Origin of the sequence: Thermoanaerobacter siderophilus SR4, from assembly GCF_000262445.1 — a bacterium.
Classification (GTDB): domain Bacteria; phylum Bacillota; class Thermoanaerobacteria; order Thermoanaerobacterales; family Thermoanaerobacteraceae; genus Thermoanaerobacter; species Thermoanaerobacter ethanolicus.
In genome coordinates this window covers 737,714-752,238 of record NZ_CM001486.1, presented here as the reverse complement: position 1 = coordinate 752,238, position 14,525 = coordinate 737,714, and the positions used below count along the sequence as shown (strand labels likewise).

General features: G+C 36.9%; 23 protein-coding genes, 2 pseudogenes and 1 other annotated feature (1 of these 26 cut by a window edge). All 25 genes and pseudogenes read left to right on the top strand.

Annotated elements, in window-relative coordinates:
* Positions 1-12: 12 nt before the first annotated feature.
* The gene (rplX, locus tag THESIDRAFT1_RS03645; protein ID WP_003870257.1) at positions 13-336 is read left to right on the top strand and encodes a 50S ribosomal protein L24; all 324 of its coding nucleotides are present in this window, start codon (positions 13-15) and stop codon (positions 334-336) included.
* A 24-nt stretch (positions 337-360) separates the two neighbouring features.
* Positions 361-900 (top strand): 50S ribosomal protein L5, encoded by a 540-nt coding sequence (gene rplE / locus THESIDRAFT1_RS03640; protein ID WP_003870256.1) that lies wholly within the window; start codon positions 361-363, stop codon positions 898-900.
* 16 nt (positions 901-916) lie between these two features.
* Positions 917-1,102 (top strand): type Z 30S ribosomal protein S14, encoded by a 186-nt coding sequence (locus THESIDRAFT1_RS03635; RefSeq protein ID WP_003868573.1) that lies wholly within the window; start codon positions 917-919, stop codon positions 1,100-1,102.
* Positions 1,103-1,120: 18 nt separating this feature from the next.
* A complete protein-coding gene (gene rpsH, locus THESIDRAFT1_RS03630; protein WP_003868574.1) occupies positions 1,121-1,519 on the top strand; it encodes a 30S ribosomal protein S8 in 399 nt (132 codons plus the stop codon).
* Between the two features lie 22 nt (positions 1,520-1,541).
* Positions 1,542-2,084, top strand: a complete 543-nt coding sequence (gene rplF / locus THESIDRAFT1_RS03625; protein ID WP_003870255.1) for a 50S ribosomal protein L6 — start codon at positions 1,542-1,544, stop codon at positions 2,082-2,084.
* 11 nt (positions 2,085-2,095) lie between these two features.
* The gene (gene rplR, locus THESIDRAFT1_RS03620; protein ID WP_012268641.1) at positions 2,096-2,461 is read left to right on the top strand and encodes a 50S ribosomal protein L18; all 366 of its coding nucleotides are present in this window, start codon (positions 2,096-2,098) and stop codon (positions 2,459-2,461) included.
* Between the two features lie 15 nt (positions 2,462-2,476).
* Positions 2,477-2,980 carry a 30S ribosomal protein S5 gene (gene rpsE / locus THESIDRAFT1_RS03615; RefSeq protein WP_004402350.1) on the top strand — a complete coding sequence of 168 codons (504 nt, stop codon included), beginning with the start codon at positions 2,477-2,479 and terminating at the stop codon, positions 2,978-2,980.
* A gap of 28 nt (positions 2,981-3,008) precedes the next feature.
* The gene (gene rplO, locus THESIDRAFT1_RS03610) at positions 3,009-3,452 is read left to right on the top strand and encodes a 50S ribosomal protein L15 (RefSeq protein ID WP_003870253.1); all 444 of its coding nucleotides are present in this window, start codon (positions 3,009-3,011) and stop codon (positions 3,450-3,452) included.
* Between the two features lies 1 nt (position 3,453).
* Positions 3,454-4,710 carry a preprotein translocase subunit SecY gene (secY, locus tag THESIDRAFT1_RS03605; RefSeq protein WP_003870252.1) on the top strand — a complete coding sequence of 419 codons (1,257 nt, stop codon included), beginning with the start codon at positions 3,454-3,456 and terminating at the stop codon, positions 4,708-4,710.
* Between the two features lie 13 nt (positions 4,711-4,723).
* Entirely contained in the window at positions 4,724-5,377 is a 654-nt protein-coding gene (locus THESIDRAFT1_RS03600; RefSeq protein WP_003870251.1) for an adenylate kinase, read from the top strand.
* Complete coding sequence (gene map, locus THESIDRAFT1_RS03595; RefSeq protein ID WP_003870250.1) at positions 5,374-6,120, top strand: type I methionyl aminopeptidase; 747 nt, start codon at positions 5,374-5,376, stop codon at positions 6,118-6,120. The genes THESIDRAFT1_RS03600 and map overlap by 4 nt, the downstream gene beginning before the upstream one ends.
* 15 nt (positions 6,121-6,135) lie before the next feature.
* Positions 6,136-6,401: pseudogene (locus THESIDRAFT1_RS03590) on the top strand (RNA-binding protein).
* A 24-nt stretch (positions 6,402-6,425) separates the two neighbouring features.
* A complete protein-coding gene (gene infA, locus THESIDRAFT1_RS03585) occupies positions 6,426-6,644 on the top strand; it encodes a translation initiation factor IF-1 (protein ID WP_003870248.1) in 219 nt (72 codons plus the stop codon).
* 15 nt (positions 6,645-6,659) lie between these two features.
* Positions 6,660-6,773 (top strand): 50S ribosomal protein L36, encoded by a 114-nt coding sequence (gene rpmJ / locus THESIDRAFT1_RS03580; RefSeq protein WP_003373491.1) that lies wholly within the window; start codon positions 6,660-6,662, stop codon positions 6,771-6,773.
* Positions 6,774-6,784: 11 nt separating this feature from the next.
* The gene (rpsM, locus tag THESIDRAFT1_RS03575; protein ID WP_003868584.1) at positions 6,785-7,153 is read left to right on the top strand and encodes a 30S ribosomal protein S13; all 369 of its coding nucleotides are present in this window, start codon (positions 6,785-6,787) and stop codon (positions 7,151-7,153) included.
* 18 nt (positions 7,154-7,171) lie between these two features.
* The gene (gene rpsK, locus THESIDRAFT1_RS03570; protein WP_003870247.1) at positions 7,172-7,564 is read left to right on the top strand and encodes a 30S ribosomal protein S11; all 393 of its coding nucleotides are present in this window, start codon (positions 7,172-7,174) and stop codon (positions 7,562-7,564) included.
* A 12-nt stretch (positions 7,565-7,576) separates the two neighbouring features.
* Positions 7,577-8,197, top strand: coding sequence for a 30S ribosomal protein S4 (gene rpsD / locus THESIDRAFT1_RS03565; RefSeq protein WP_003870246.1), 621 nt, complete (start codon positions 7,577-7,579; stop codon positions 8,195-8,197).
* A 47-nt stretch (positions 8,198-8,244) separates the two neighbouring features.
* Positions 8,245-9,192, top strand: coding sequence for a DNA-directed RNA polymerase subunit alpha (locus THESIDRAFT1_RS03560; protein ID WP_003870245.1), 948 nt, complete (start codon positions 8,245-8,247; stop codon positions 9,190-9,192).
* Between the two features lie 13 nt (positions 9,193-9,205).
* Positions 9,206-9,544, top strand: a complete 339-nt coding sequence (rplQ, locus tag THESIDRAFT1_RS03555; RefSeq protein WP_003868588.1) for a 50S ribosomal protein L17 — start codon at positions 9,206-9,208, stop codon at positions 9,542-9,544.
* An 82-nt stretch (positions 9,545-9,626) separates the two neighbouring features.
* A complete protein-coding gene (locus tag THESIDRAFT1_RS03550; protein WP_003870244.1) occupies positions 9,627-10,460 on the top strand; it encodes an energy-coupling factor transporter ATPase in 834 nt (277 codons plus the stop codon).
* Positions 10,451-11,310: pseudogene (locus tag THESIDRAFT1_RS03545) on the top strand (energy-coupling factor transporter ATPase). The gene THESIDRAFT1_RS03550 and the pseudogene THESIDRAFT1_RS03545 overlap by 10 nt, the downstream one beginning before the upstream one ends.
* Positions 11,303-12,109 (top strand): energy-coupling factor transporter transmembrane component T family protein, encoded by an 807-nt coding sequence (locus tag THESIDRAFT1_RS03540; RefSeq protein ID WP_006569565.1) that lies wholly within the window; start codon positions 11,303-11,305, stop codon positions 12,107-12,109. Before THESIDRAFT1_RS03545 ends, THESIDRAFT1_RS03540 begins: the two are co-directional and overlap by 8 nt.
* A 2-nt stretch (positions 12,110-12,111) precedes the next feature.
* The gene (gene truA / locus THESIDRAFT1_RS03535; protein WP_004402341.1) at positions 12,112-12,846 is read left to right on the top strand and encodes a tRNA pseudouridine(38-40) synthase TruA; all 735 of its coding nucleotides are present in this window, start codon (positions 12,112-12,114) and stop codon (positions 12,844-12,846) included.
* 88 nt (positions 12,847-12,934) lie between these two features.
* On the top strand, positions 12,935-13,366 hold the full coding sequence (rplM, locus tag THESIDRAFT1_RS03530; protein ID WP_004402339.1) for a 50S ribosomal protein L13: 432 nt from the start codon (positions 12,935-12,937) through the stop codon (positions 13,364-13,366).
* Positions 13,367-13,380: 14 nt separating this feature from the next.
* Positions 13,381-13,773 carry a 30S ribosomal protein S9 gene (gene rpsI / locus THESIDRAFT1_RS03525; RefSeq protein WP_003870239.1) on the top strand — a complete coding sequence of 131 codons (393 nt, stop codon included), beginning with the start codon at positions 13,381-13,383 and terminating at the stop codon, positions 13,771-13,773.
* Between the two features lie 330 nt (positions 13,774-14,103).
* Positions 14,104-14,525, top strand: a sequence feature (16S ribosomal RNA rRNA prediction is too short); it runs 110 nt beyond the window's last position.

Below are 14,525 nucleotides of genomic sequence, written 5' to 3'. Positions count from 1 at the left end.
GGAGGGTGGAAAATGGCACAGAATAAATTGCACGTAAAAAAAGGAGATATGGTTGTTGTAATTTCAGGTAAGGATAAAGGTAAGAAAGGCAAAGTATTGCAAGCCTTTCCTAAAGAAGGCAAAGTAATTGTGGAAGGCGTTAATGTTGTGACAAAACACAGGAAATCGACAAATCCGCAAAAACCAGGTGGAATAATTCACCAAGAAGCGCCAATTTACAGTTCGAAGGTTATGCTCTATTGTGAAAATTGTGGAAGAGGAGTTCGCTATGGGGTAAAAGTCCTTGAAAATGGCGAAAAAGTACGTTACTGCAAGAGGTGCAATGAAACGCTATAATTATAGAAAGGAAGGAGGCTCATTATGTCAAGGCTGAGAGAAAAATACGAAAAAGAAGTTGTGCCAGCGCTGATGGAACGTTTTGGCTATAAAAATATAATGCAGGTTCCTAAAGTTGAAAAAGTTGTTATAAATATAGGTGTGGGTGAAGCAAAAGAAAATCCTAAGGCGCTGGAAGCAGCGGTCAATGATTTGACAATGATTGCGGGACAAAAACCAGTTATTACAAGAGCTAAAAGGTCAATCGCAAATTTCAAAATTCGTAAGGGAATGCCAATTGGAGTAAAAGTTACTTTGCGCGGAGAAAGAATGTATGAATTTATGGATAAACTTTTCAATATAGCTTTGCCTCGTGTGAGAGACTTCAAAGGAGTTTCTCCTAATTCTTTCGATGGAAGAGGGAATTATGCTTTAGGAATCAAAGAACAATTAATTTTTCCTGAAATTGACTATGATAAGATAGATAAGATAAGAGGAATGGATATAATTATTGTTACAACTGCTAAAACCGATGAAGAAGCGAAGGGATTGTTAGAACTTTTAGGTATGCCATTTGCAAAGTAAAGGAGGGTAAAATTATATGGCAAGAAAGGCTTTGATAGTAAAGCAGCAAAAGCCTCAAAAATACAAGACAAGAGAATACAATAGGTGCAAAATTTGTGGCAGACCTCATGCATACTTGAGGAAATTTGGCATGTGCCGTATATGCTTCAGAAAGTATGCCCATCAAGGAATGATACCAGGTGTTAAAAAAGCAAGTTGGTAAAAGAGGGGAGGTAGTACAATGGTAATGACAGATCCTATAGCAGATATGCTAACTCGAATAAGAAATGCGAACATTGCAAGACATGAAACAGTAGAAATACCTGCTTCAAACATGAAAAGGGCTATTGCAATGATTATGCTAAAAGAAGGGTTTATAAAATCAGTAGAAGAAATAGACGATGGAAAAGGTGGTATTCTCAAACTAACATTAAAGTATGGCCCTAACAAAGAAAGAGTTATATCTGGTTTGAAAAGAATAAGCAAACCTGGTTTGAGAGTATATGCAAGGCACGATGAATTGCCAAGAGTATTAGGAGGATTGGGTATTGCAATTATTTCAACATCAAAGGGAATCATGACAGATAAAGAAGCAAGAAAAGCAGGAGTTGGAGGAGAAGTTATTTGCTACATTTGGTGATTTCAATAAGGAGGTGTGGTCAGTGTCTAGAATTGGTAGATTGCCAATAGAAATACCAAAGGGAGTAGAAGTTAAAGTAAGTCCTGATAATGTAGTAACTGTAAAAGGTACAAAAGGCACTTTAGAAAAAAAGTTTCCGCCGATTGTAAATATAGAAGTAAAAGATAATCAAGTAATTGTAACTCGAAATGGCGACGATAAAGAAGAAAGAGCAATGCACGGAACTACAAGAGCAATAATAGCAAATATGGTAAAAGGCGTAACTCAAGGCTTTGAAAAAACATTAGAGATTGTAGGGATAGGATATCGTGCAGCAAAACAAGGGAAGAAATTAGTGTTAAATGTTGGATACTCTCATCCGGTAGAAATAGAAGAAGAGCCAGGGATTGAAATTGTTGTAGAAGGTAATAACAAAATAATTGTAAGAGGAGCCGATAAAGAAAAAGTAGGTCAAGTTGCTGCAAACATCAGAAGAGTCCGTGAACCAGATGCTTATCAGGGCAAGGGTATAAGATATGCAGGAGAAGTTGTGAGATTAAAAGAAGGTAAAACTGGTAAGAAGTAAGGGGTGAGATGATGATTACAAAACCAAATAGGAACGAATTAAGAAAAAGACGTCATTTAAGAGTAAGAAAAAAAGTTTTTGGAACACCAGAAAGACCACGTCTTAATGTTTTTAGAAGTTTGAAACACATTTATGCGCAAATTATCGATGATACTAAAGGGCATACTCTTGTCCATGCTTCTACGTTAGATCCTGAACTTAGAGGCATTGCAAAAGGAGCAAATAAGCAGTCTGCTAAATTGGTAGGAGAGCTGATTGCAAAGAGAGCTTTAGAAAAAGGCATAAAAGATGTTGTATTTGATAGGGGCGGCTATATTTATCACGGTGTAGTAAAAGAATTGGCTGATGCTGCACGGCAAGCGGGATTAAATTTCTAACAAGGAGGGAAATGAATGGCTCGAGTTGATTGGACAAAGTTAGATTTAAAAGAAAGAGTCGTAAGCATAAATCGTGTTGCAAAAGTTGTGAAGGGCGGTAAGAATTTTAGATTTAGCGTCACAGTTGTAGTTGGAGACGCCGATAAAGGCTATGTAGGAGTAGGAAGAGGTAAAGCTGCAGAAATTCCAGATGCAATTAGAAAAGCTATAGAGGATGCAAAAAAACACTTAATTAAAGTTCCAATTGTAGGAACTACTATTCCTCATGAAGTCATAGGGGAATTTGGCGCTGGAAAAGTACTCTTGAAACCTGCCAGAGAAGGTACTGGTGTTATTGCAGGAGGACCTGTTCGCGCAGTGTTAGAGTCTGCAGGCATAAAAGACGTTTTGACTAAGTCACTTGGGTCTTCTAATGCAACTAATATGGTTTATGCTACAATTGAAGGGTTAAAAAGACTTAGAACAGCAGAAGAAGTAGCGAGATTACGCGGAATTCCAGTAAGCCAACTGTTTGAATAAACACAAAAGCAATATAGGAGGTGCAAAGATGAGACTGCACGATTTAAAACCAGCTGAAGGAGCAAGACGTGAAAGAAAAAGAGTAGGAAGAGGAATAGGTTCTGGACATGGTAAAACTTCAGGCAGAGGACAAAAAGGGCAAAAAGCAAGAAGTGGCGGTGGAGTGCGTCCGGGTTTTGAAGGAGGCCAAATGCCACTTACAAGAAGACTCCCAAAAAGAGGTTTTACTAACATATTCAAAAAAGAATATGCAATTGTAAATGTTGGAACTTTAGAAGAAAGGTTTGAGGATGGAGCGGTAATTACTCCTGAAGTTTTAATAGAAAGTGGTATAATTAAAGATGTAAAAGATGGGGTTAAGATATTAGGTGACGGAGATTTAAGCAAAAAATTCACTGTTAAGGCTCATAAATTCAGTCAAAGTGCCATTGAAAAAATACAAGCCGTTGGGGGAAAGGCAGAGGTGATTTAAAGTGTTTCAAACCCTTGTCAATGCTTGGAAGGTTGATGATATAAGGAAAAGGATACTTTATACTTTAGGAATGCTAGTGATATTTAGATTAGGGTCCCATATTCCTGTGCCAGGAGTTGACCCAAAGCTGATTGCTCAAATACTTGGTCAAGGGCAATTGTTCGGATTTTTTGACATAATATCCGGTGGTGCTTTTCGAGAATTTACGATTTTTGCCATGAGCATTGTGCCTTACATTAACGCTTCAATTATAATGCAACTTTTGACAATAGCAATTCCCTCTCTTGAACAAATGGCAAAAGAAGGGGAAGAGGGAAGAAAGAAAATTGCTCAGTATACCAGATATTTAACAGTTGTACTTGCCTTGATACAAGCTATAGGAATGACAATTGGGCTAAAGAGAGCAGTTATCAATCCTACATTTTTTAACTTGACGGTCATTGTTATAACTTTGACGGCAGGTACTGCTTTTCTGATGTGGTTAGGTGAAAAAATTACTGAAAATGGAATAGGCAACGGAAGTTCATTAATAATTTTTGCGGGGATAATTTCTAGGATTCCTAACATGATATATCTGACAAGTGAATATATTCAAGCAGGTACTGCTAATATTTTTGGTGCTATTGCTTTTGTAGTTGCGGAGCTTATAATGATAGTATTGATAATTCTAGCAACAGAAGGGCAAAGAAGAATTCCGGTGCAATATGCCAAAAGGGTTGTTGGCAGAAAAGTTTATGGTGGCCAAAGTACTCACATTCCTATAAGAATAAACATGGCAGGGGTTATTCCTATTATATTCGCTCTTTCACTATTACAGTTTCCGCAACAATTAGCAACCTTTTTCCCACGGTCGTCATTTTACAACTTTGTGCAAAAATGGCTTAGCACAAGTGGGCTAATATACAATATTTTAGATATATTATTGATAATAGGATTTACTTATTTCTATACAGCAGTAATCTTCAATCCAGTAGATGTCTCAGATAATTTAAAAAAATATGGTGGATTTATTCCTGGAATAAGGCCAGGGAAACCAACTACAGACTATCTTACAAGGGTATTGAATAGAGTTACTTTTGTAGGAGCATTATTCTTAGCATTTATTGCTACAATGCCAGTAATTTTAATGAATGTAACGGGGTTACAACTTTACTTTGGAGGTACAGCACTTTTAATAGCAGTTGGTGTGGCACTTGATACTATGAAACAAATTGAGGGACACCTTATCATGAGGAACTATCAAGGATTTTTGAAATAAAGGGGGAGGATTTATGAGAGTAATACTTTTAGGACCCCCAGGTGCTGGTAAAGGGACACAAGCTGTGAAAATTGCTAAGGAGTTTGACATTCCTCATATTTCGACAGGAGATATTTTTAGACAAAATTTAAGAGATAATACTGACTTAGGGAAACTAGCAAAAGAATACATGGACAAAGGCTTATTGGTCCCCGATGAGGTTACGAATAAAATAGTGGAAGATAGATTAGAAAAAGATGATTGCCAAAAAGGGTTTTTGTTAGACGGATATCCAAGAAATGTAACACAAGCGGAAGAATTGGATAGATTTTTGCAGCAAAAAGGAACCTATCTTGATTGCGTTCTAAACATTGAAGTTGAGGAAGATGCTTTGATAGAAAGGATTACTGGCAGGAGAGTATGTCCTAATTGTGGTGCTACTTATCACATAAAGACTTCTCCTCCTGCAGTTGACAATGTATGTGACAAATGTAGCACAAAACTTATACAGCGTTCCGACGATAAGTTAGAATCAGTTGTGAAAAGACTAGAAGTTTATGAAAGTCAAACTAAGCCTTTGATTGAGTATTATACAAAGAAAAACATTTTAGTGAATATTGATGGAAATAAATCGGTAGAAGAAGTATTTGAAGATATAAAAAAGGCTTTGGGAGACAGAGGCAAATGATATATATCAAGTCTAAAAATGAGATTGATTTGATGAGAACAGCTGGCAAGGTAATAGCAAATCTCTTTGAGGTTTTAGAAAGGGCAATTAAGCCAGGAGTTACGACGTTAGAGCTTAATAGAATTGCAGAAGACTTTATAATAAAAAATGGCTGTAAACCTGCCTTCAAAGGTTTATACGGTTTTCCTGCTAGTATTTGCGCTTCAATAAACGAAGAAGTAGTTCATGGGATACCAAGTTTAAGAAAACTTAAAGAAGGCGATATTATAAGTATAGACCTTGGAGCTACCTATAAAGGGTATAATGCAGATGCAGCAAGAACTTTTCCTGTTGGAGATATATCGAAGGAAGCACAAAAATTGATTGAGGTCACAAAAAATAGCTTTTTTGAGGGTATAAAATACGCGAGAGAAGGGAATAGGTTATCTGATATTTCTCACGCAATACAAACTTATGTAGAAAGTCATGGCTTTTCAGTAGTAAGAGAATATGTTGGACATGGGATAGGTATAAAAATGCATGAAGATCCACAGATTCCTAATTTTGGTCCCCCTGGAAGAGGGCCTAGATTAAAAAGAGGTATGTGCCTTGCTATAGAACCGATGGTAAATGCGGGACATTATGCAGTAAGAACATTAGAAGATAATTGGACAGTAGTGACTGTTGATGGCAGTTTATCAGCCCATTACGAAAATACTATTGTTATTACGGATGGGGACCCAGAAATACTGACCATTTTATAAGAGGTGAATTTATTAATGGAAGACTTGCAAATTGGTCAGGTAGTAAGGAGCAAAGCAGGTCGCGACAAAGGCAGAGTTTTTGTAGTTGTAGGAAAGTTTGATGACCAACACGTTCTTGTAGCTGATGGGGACCTTCGAAAGATAGAAAAACCTAAGAAAAAAAGTTTAAACACCTTCAAAGATATAATGACGTGATTTGGCAGATTAAAGAAAAAATTCAAAAGAGCGATAAATTAACTAATGAAGAAATCAGAAAATTTTTAGAACCTTATAAATCCTAAGTCAATAAGGAGGAATGGATATCCTTGGCAAAAGATGATGTTATTGAAGTTGAGGGCACAGTGATAGAGGCTTTACCAAATGCTATGTTTCAAGTACAATTAGATAATGGGCATAAAGTATTAGCCCATGTATCCGGAAAACTGAGAATGAATTTTATACGAATACTTCCAGGAGACAGGGTGACAGTAGAATTGTCTCCTTATGACTTGAGTCGTGGAAGAATAGTATGGCGTGGAAAGTGATAAGGAGGGTGCGAGATGAAGGTGAGACCATCTGTAAAACCTATTTGCGAAAAATGTAAAGTTATAAAAAGAAAAGGTAGAGTTATGGTAATTTGTGAAAATCCAAAGCATAAACAAAAACAAGGCTAGGAGGTGTGAAAATGGCGAGAATTGCAGGCGTTGACTTGCCAAGAGATAAACGAGTGGAAATAGCTTTGACATATATATATGGTATTGGCCGTTCTCGTTCAAATGAGATACTTGCTAAAGCAGGTGTAAATCCAGACACAAGGGTCAAGGATTTAACAGAAGAAGAAGTTTCTAGATTGAGAGAGATAATTGATAAAGAATACAAAGTTGAAGGCGACTTAAGAAAAGAAGTTGCTATGAACATCAAAAGGTTAATGGATATAGGATGCTACAGAGGAATAAGGCATAAAAGAGGACTACCCGTAAGAGGACAAAGAACAAGGACTAATGCTAGAACGAGAAAGGGTCCAAGGAAAACTGTTGCTAAGAAGAAGAAGTAAGAATAAGGAGGGGAAATAATGGCTAAAAGAGTAAAAAGAGCTGGCAGAAAACGCGAGAAAAAACACGTAGAAAGAGGAATTGCCCATATTCATTCTACGTTTAACAATACCATTGTGACTATAACGGATCCTGCTGGAAATACAATTTCTTGGGCAAGTGCTGGTACAATAGGCTTTAAAGGCTCAAGAAAATCAACTCCCTTTGCAGCACAAATGGCAGCAGAATCAGCAGCTAAGGCAGCAATGGATCATGGAATGAAAACAGTTGATGTTTATGTTAAAGGACCTGGTGCAGGTAGAGAAGCAGCAATAAGGGCTTTACAGGCTGCTGGGCTTGAAGTGAGTCTTATAAAAGATGTGACTCCAATTCCTCACAATGGCTGCAGACCACCTAAGAGGAGAAGAGTATAAGGAGGTGCGATTATGGGAAGATATATAGGACCAACTTGCAGATTGTGCAGAAGAGAAGGCATGAAATTATATTTAAAAGGAGATAAATGCTATACAGACAAATGTCCTGTTGCAAGAAGAGGATATGCACCAGGACAACATGGACAAGAAAAGAAAAAACTCACTAACTACGGCATGCAACTACGAGAAAAACAAAAACTCAAAAGGTACTATGGCGTTTTAGAGAGACAATTTGTCAGATATTATGAAGAAGCAGAGAGAATGAAAGGAATCACAGGAGAAAATTTGTTACAACTTTTAGAAAGACGTCTTGATAATGTAGTGTATAGGTTGGGCTTTGCAGCATCTCGGCCACAAGCGAGACAATTGGTAAGCCATGGTCATATAGAAGTAAATGGTAAGAAAGTTGATATACCATCTTTCTTAGTAAAGCCAGGAGATGTAATATCTGTGAGGGAAAAGAGCCGTTCAATGGAATTAATAAAGAATAATTTAGAAGTATCAAGAAATGTACCTGATTGGTTAGAACTCAATAAAGATGCTTTTGAAGGTAGAGTAGTTTCATTGCCAAGAAGAGAACACATAGATCTACCTATCCAAGAGCACTTGATTGTTGAGTTGTATTCTAAGTAATGATATAATCGGTTACCCTCATAAAACAGTTAAAAGGAGGGTTCACAGTGTTTGAAATGATTGAACCAAAAATAGAGATTGTTGAGCAGTCGGAAGATGGGACGTATGGGAAATTTGTAGTGGAGCCTTTAGAAAGAGGATATGGCATAACTCTTGGGAATTCCTTAAGAAGAGTACTTTTGTCCTCTCTTCCTGGTGCTGCTCCTAAATCTGTCAAAATAGATGGAGTATTGCATGAATTTTCAACCCTACCAGGAGTTAAAGAGGATGTAGTAGAAATTATACTTAACCTTAAAGAAGTGGCAGTTAAATTGCATTCAGATGAACCGGTGGTAGGGCGCATAGATGTAGAAGGAAAAGGAGAAGTTACTGCAGGTCATATAAAAGGCAGTGCTGATATAGAAATTTTAAACCCTGACCATCATATAGCTACTTTAAGTGATGATGGTAAACTCCATATGGAGATTGTGTTTGTCAAGGGAAAGGGTTATGTGCCTTCAGATAAAAACAAAGAGCCTAACCAACCGATAGGCGTTATTCCAGTTGATTCTATTTTTACACCAGTAAAAAGGGTAAGCTACAATGTAGAAAATACTCGTGTAGGCCATGTTACAGACTATGATAAACTTACTTTGGAAGTATGGACAAATGGAACTATAACGCCAAAAGAAGCTATTAGTATGGCTTCTGATATGTTGATTAAGTACTTCCAAAAGTTTATATCTTTTACTGGCGAATACAAAAGTTCAGATATTTTTGTGGACAAACCTGAGAAAAAAGTCGAGAAACCTCTTGATATGACAATTGAAGAATTAGACTTGTCTGTTAGGTCCTATAATTGTTTAAAGAGAGCTGGAATAAATACAGTACAAGAGCTCACTCAAAAGACAGAAGAAGAGATGATGAAGGTCAGAAATTTGGGTAAAAAATCTTTAGAAGAGGTTAAACAAAAACTCGAGGCATTAGGACTTAGCTTAAAAAAGGCAGACGAATAAAGGAGGGTTGAAGGTGGGTTACAGAAAATTAGGCCGTCCTTCTGACCAGAGGAGGGCTATGCTTAGAAATTTAGTCACAGACTTTTTGAAATATGGTAGAATAACTACAACAGAGGCACGAGCAAAAGAGGTTCGCAGCATTTCTGAAAAAATGATTACTCTCGGTAAAAGAGGCGATTTACACGCAAGAAGGCAGGCTTTAGCCTATATCTTAGATGAAAGTGTAGTAAAGAAGTTATTTGACGAAATAGCACCAAAATACAAAGACAGACAAGGTGGTTACACGAGAATTTTAAAGCTTGGGCCTCGCAGAGGAGATGGCGCACCATTAGTAATTATTGAATTAGTGTAAACAATCGAAGGGGTTAAGTTTGGTGCTGCAACTTAATCCCTATTTTTCATAAAGGAGTTTAACTTAAAAGAAGGTGTCCTTAATGGAACACATAATCACTACACAAAATTTATCTTTTGAATATCATGCCGAAGAACAAACTCGACACCTAGTTTTAAAGGATATAAATTTACAGTTTGAAAAAGGACAGTTTATAGGGATAATTGGTCATAATGGGTCAGGTAAATCAACACTTGCTAAACACTTTAATGCACTTTTATTGCCGACAGAGGGAAAAGTACATGTAAAAGGAATGGACACCAAAGATACAAATCATTTGTGGGATATAAGACAGACTGCTGGGCTTGTTTTTCAAAATCCAGATAATCAAATAGTTGCTACTATAGTTGAAGAGGATGTAGCTTTTGGCCCAGAAAATTTAGGTATTCCACCTGATGAAATAAGAGAAAGAGTTGAATACGCCCTTAAAGCGGTAGGTATGTGGGAATACAAAGATTATCCTCCTCACATGCTCTCAGGTGGACAAAAGCAAAGAGTTGCCATTGCTGGGATAATTGCAATGAAGCCAGAGTGCATAATTTTAGATGAGCCAACGGCAATGCTTGACCCAATAGGAAGAAGGGAAGTCATTTCTACCATAAAAAAGCTCAACAAAGAAGATGGGATTACTGTAATACTCATAACACATTTTATGGAAGAAGTAGTAGATGCAGATAGAGTTATTGTAATGGATAATGGAAAAGTAGTGTTAGATGGTACTCCTAAAGAAGTATTTAAAGAAGTTGCTCTTTTAAAAAAGATTGGCCTTAGTGTGCCCCAAGTTACAGAGTTGGCATACCAATTGAAGAGAGAAGGCTTTGACGTCCCTTTAGATATTTTAACAGTAGAAGAAATGGTGGAATTTTTATGCCGATAAAAGTAGAAAATTTAAGCTTTGTGTATAATGAAGGGACGCCATATGCTACTGTTGCTTTAAATAATGTTACTTTTGAAATACAGGATGAAGAGTTCGTGGGAATCATCGGGCACACAGGGTCGGGTAAATCTACGTTAATACAACATTTAAATGGGCTTTTAAAACCCACTTCAGGGAAAATATATATAAATGGAGTAGATATAACAGACAAAAAAGTCAGTTTGAAAGATGTACGAAAAGAAGTAGGATTAGTTTTTCAATATCCTGAATATCAACTTTTTGAAGAAACCATTTTTAAAGATATAGCCTTTGGTCCTACTAATTTGGGACTTAGCGAAGAAGAAATTGAAAAAAGAGTATATGAAGCAATGGATATTGTTGGAATCAGTAGAGAATTAGCAGATAAATCCCCTTTTGAAGTATCAGGTGGCCAAAAACGTAGGATTGCGATAGCAGGAATATTGGCGATGAAGCCTAAAATTTTGATATTAGATGAACCTACTGCAGGCCTTGATCCAAAGGGGAAGGAAGAGATTTTAAACAAAATTAAAGAAATTCATGATAAATATAAGATGATAACAATTTTGGTATCCCATAGCATGGAAGATATAGCTAGATTTGCAGATAAAATAATTGTGATGAACAAAGGAAGAATAGAAATTATTGGGACTCCAAGGGAAGTATTTAGAGAAGCTGAAAAATTAGAAAAGATGGGATTAGGGGTACCACAAATAACTTCTCTCGCAAGAGAATTACAAAAAAAGGCGTAGCAATTCCAGAAGATATATTAACAATTGAAGAAGCAAAGGAATATATAATTCGTTATCTCAGGGGGACTAAAAATGTTTAGAAATATAACTATTGGGCAATATATCCCTGGTGATTCGGTAGTTCATAAGTTGGATCCGAGAATCAAAATAATTATCACTTTTATATTTATAGTGGCCATATTCTTTATAAATAAACTTTCAGGTTACCTTTTTGCGGTTCTTTACCTTTATTTGGTAATAGCAATTTCAAAAATTCCTTTTAGCTATATTTTAAAAGGATTAAGACCAGTTATTATAATTCTTTTACTGACGGTGAGTTTAAATATGTTTTTTACCCCTGGGGGAACGATATTGTATACTTTAGGACCCTTGAAAATTACTACTAGTGGGTTGCGATTAGCTGTATTTATGGGGTTAAGACTCATATTTTTGATTATCGGTACTTCACTACTTACTTTAACTACTTCTCCTATCTCTTTGACAGATGGAATAGAGCATATTTTAAAACCCTTTAGTCGGATAGGGATACCGGCTCATGAATTAGCAATGATGATGACAATTGCTTTAAGATTTATACCTACATTAATAGAAGAAGCAGAAAAAATCATGAAAGCTCAAATGGCAAGAGGAGCCGATTTTGAAAGTGGCAATATAGTAAAAAGGGCAAAAGGACTAGTGCCTCTTTTAGTACCTCTATTTATTAGTGCTTTTAGAAGAGCTGACGAATTAGCAGTTGCCATGGAATCTCGGTGTTATAGAGGCGGGCAAAATAGAACGCGAATGAAACAGCTTAAAATCCAACCACGAGATTATGAAGCTTTAGCTGTGACCCTTATAATGGTATTGCTAATTGTATGGAATAGAGTTTGGACGTGGTAAAAATGAGAAACGTAATGATTGTAGTAGAATATGACGGTACCAATTATCACGGTTGGCAATACCAAGAGAATGCAGTGACAGTTCAGGAGGTATTGCAAAAAGCAATAAAGAAGGTAACAGGAGAAGAAGTTAATTTAATAGGTGCAAGTAGAACTGATACAGGTGTTCATGCTCTATATCAAGTAGCTAACTTTAGAACTAATACTAAAATACCTGCAGAAAAACTGCCCTATGCTCTAAACAGCGTATTACCCGATGATATAGTAGTTGTCCAAGCAAAGGATGTGGAAGACTCTTTTCACGCTCGATATAGTGCAAAAAGAAAAAGATACAAATACATTATTCTTAATAGAAAATTTCCAATGCCTACAATGAGAAATTATTGTTGGCATATAGGCTATCCTTTAAATATAGAAGAAATGAAAAAAGCTGCTTCTTACTTGATTGGGACTCACGATTTTTCTGCTTTTAGAGCTTCAGGAAGTAGCAAAACAAGTACTATAAGGACAGTGTATGATTTAACTATTGAAAAAAATGAAGATTTTATCAACATTGAAATAGAAGCCAATGGCTTTTTGTATAACATGGTGCGAATAATTGTAGGAACACTAGTTTATGTAGGTCTTGGAAAAATAAAAGAAGATGAAGTTTATGATATTTTAAAATCAAGAGACAGAACAAAAGCAGGCGTAACTGCTCCGCCACAAGGATTGTATTTAATAAAAATTATGTATTGACAGTTGTAGTGCTGTGAATTAAAATAATATTATGCGAAATTGTGCCCTATGTTGGAAATTTACCACGGACAAGGAGGTTATATAAAAGATGAAGTCATATATGGCTAAACCTGACGAGGTCGAAAGAAAATGGTTTGTTATAGATGCTGAGGGTAAAGTCTTAGGAAGATTAGCAAGCCAAATTGCTAAAATACTAATGGGTAAGCACAGACCAACCTACACACCTCATGTAGATACAGGAGATTTTGTGATAGTTTTAAATGCCGAAAAAATTGTGTTGACAGGCAATAAATTAGAAGATAAGTATTACAAATATTATACAGGGTATCCAGGAGGATTAAAAGAAGTTCAGTATAAAAAATTAATGCAGACAAAACCTGAGTTTGTAATATACCACGCTGTAAAAGGCATGTTGCCTAAAAACAGACTTGGTCGCAGAATGATTAAAAGATTGAAAGTATATAGGGGCTCTGAGCATAAGCATCAAGCTCAAAAGCCTGAAAAATTAGACATAGAGTGAAAGGAGGATATCCTATGGCAACAGTACAATATTACGGAACAGGAAGAAGAAAAGAAGCTGTAGCGAGAGTAAGGCTTATGCCTGGAAAGGGAAATATAATAATTAATAATAAACCTCTGGATGAGTATTTTACATTAGATACTTTAAAGTATACTGTTAAACAACCTTTAATTTTAACAGAGACAATAGACAAATTCGATGTATACGCAAAAGTATCCGGAGGAGGATTTACAGGTCAAGCGGGAGCAGTGAGACTTGGTATTGCTCGTGCATTAGTAAAAGCTGATAGTGAATTAAGACCTATTTTGAAGAAAGCTGGATTCTTGACAAGAGACCCAAGAATGAAAGAGAGAAGAAAATACGGTCTCAAGAAAGCAAGAAAAGCTCCACAATTTTCAAAGAGATAAAAGAGCCTTTGGCTCTTTTTTATTATGTAAAAACACAAGAACAATTGCAATATAGAGAATTACTTAGTATTTTAAAGATATTGAAAGAAAAGAGCTGATATTTCAATAAAAAACGATAAAATAGCATTATACACTACTTGAGTCTATTAAAGAATCATGGTATATTATATTTCGTCGCTACTAAAGCGACAAAATCAAGACAAAAGGACTTGACAGGAAGCTGAAGATTTGATAATATAAAAGAGCTGCTGAGGGGCAGCGGAGGGACCTTGAAAAATGAACAGTGAGGCGGAAAAGGAGTAGTAGAAGAGGTAAAGGAAATGAAGCTGAGAGTTTGATCCTGGCTCAGGACGAACGCTGGCGGCGTGCCTAACACATGCAAGTCGAGCGATTCAGAGGTCGGAAATCGACTTCCGACTTCCGACCTCTGGATAGCGGCGGACGGGTGAGTAACGCGTGGGCAACCTACCCTTAAGACCGGGATAACACCTCGAAAGGGGTGCTAATACTGGATAAGCTCCTTGTAGGGCATCCTATGGGGAGGGAAGGTAGCGGAAGCTACCGCTTAAGGATGGGCCCGCGTCCCATCAGCTAGTTGGTAGGGTAACGGCCTACCAAGGCGACGACGGGTAGCCGGCCTGAGAGGGTGGTCGGCCACACTGGGACTGAGACACGGCCCAGACTCCTACGGGAGGCAGCAGTGGGGAATCTTGCGCAATGGGCGAAAGCCTGACGCAGCGACGCCGCGTGAG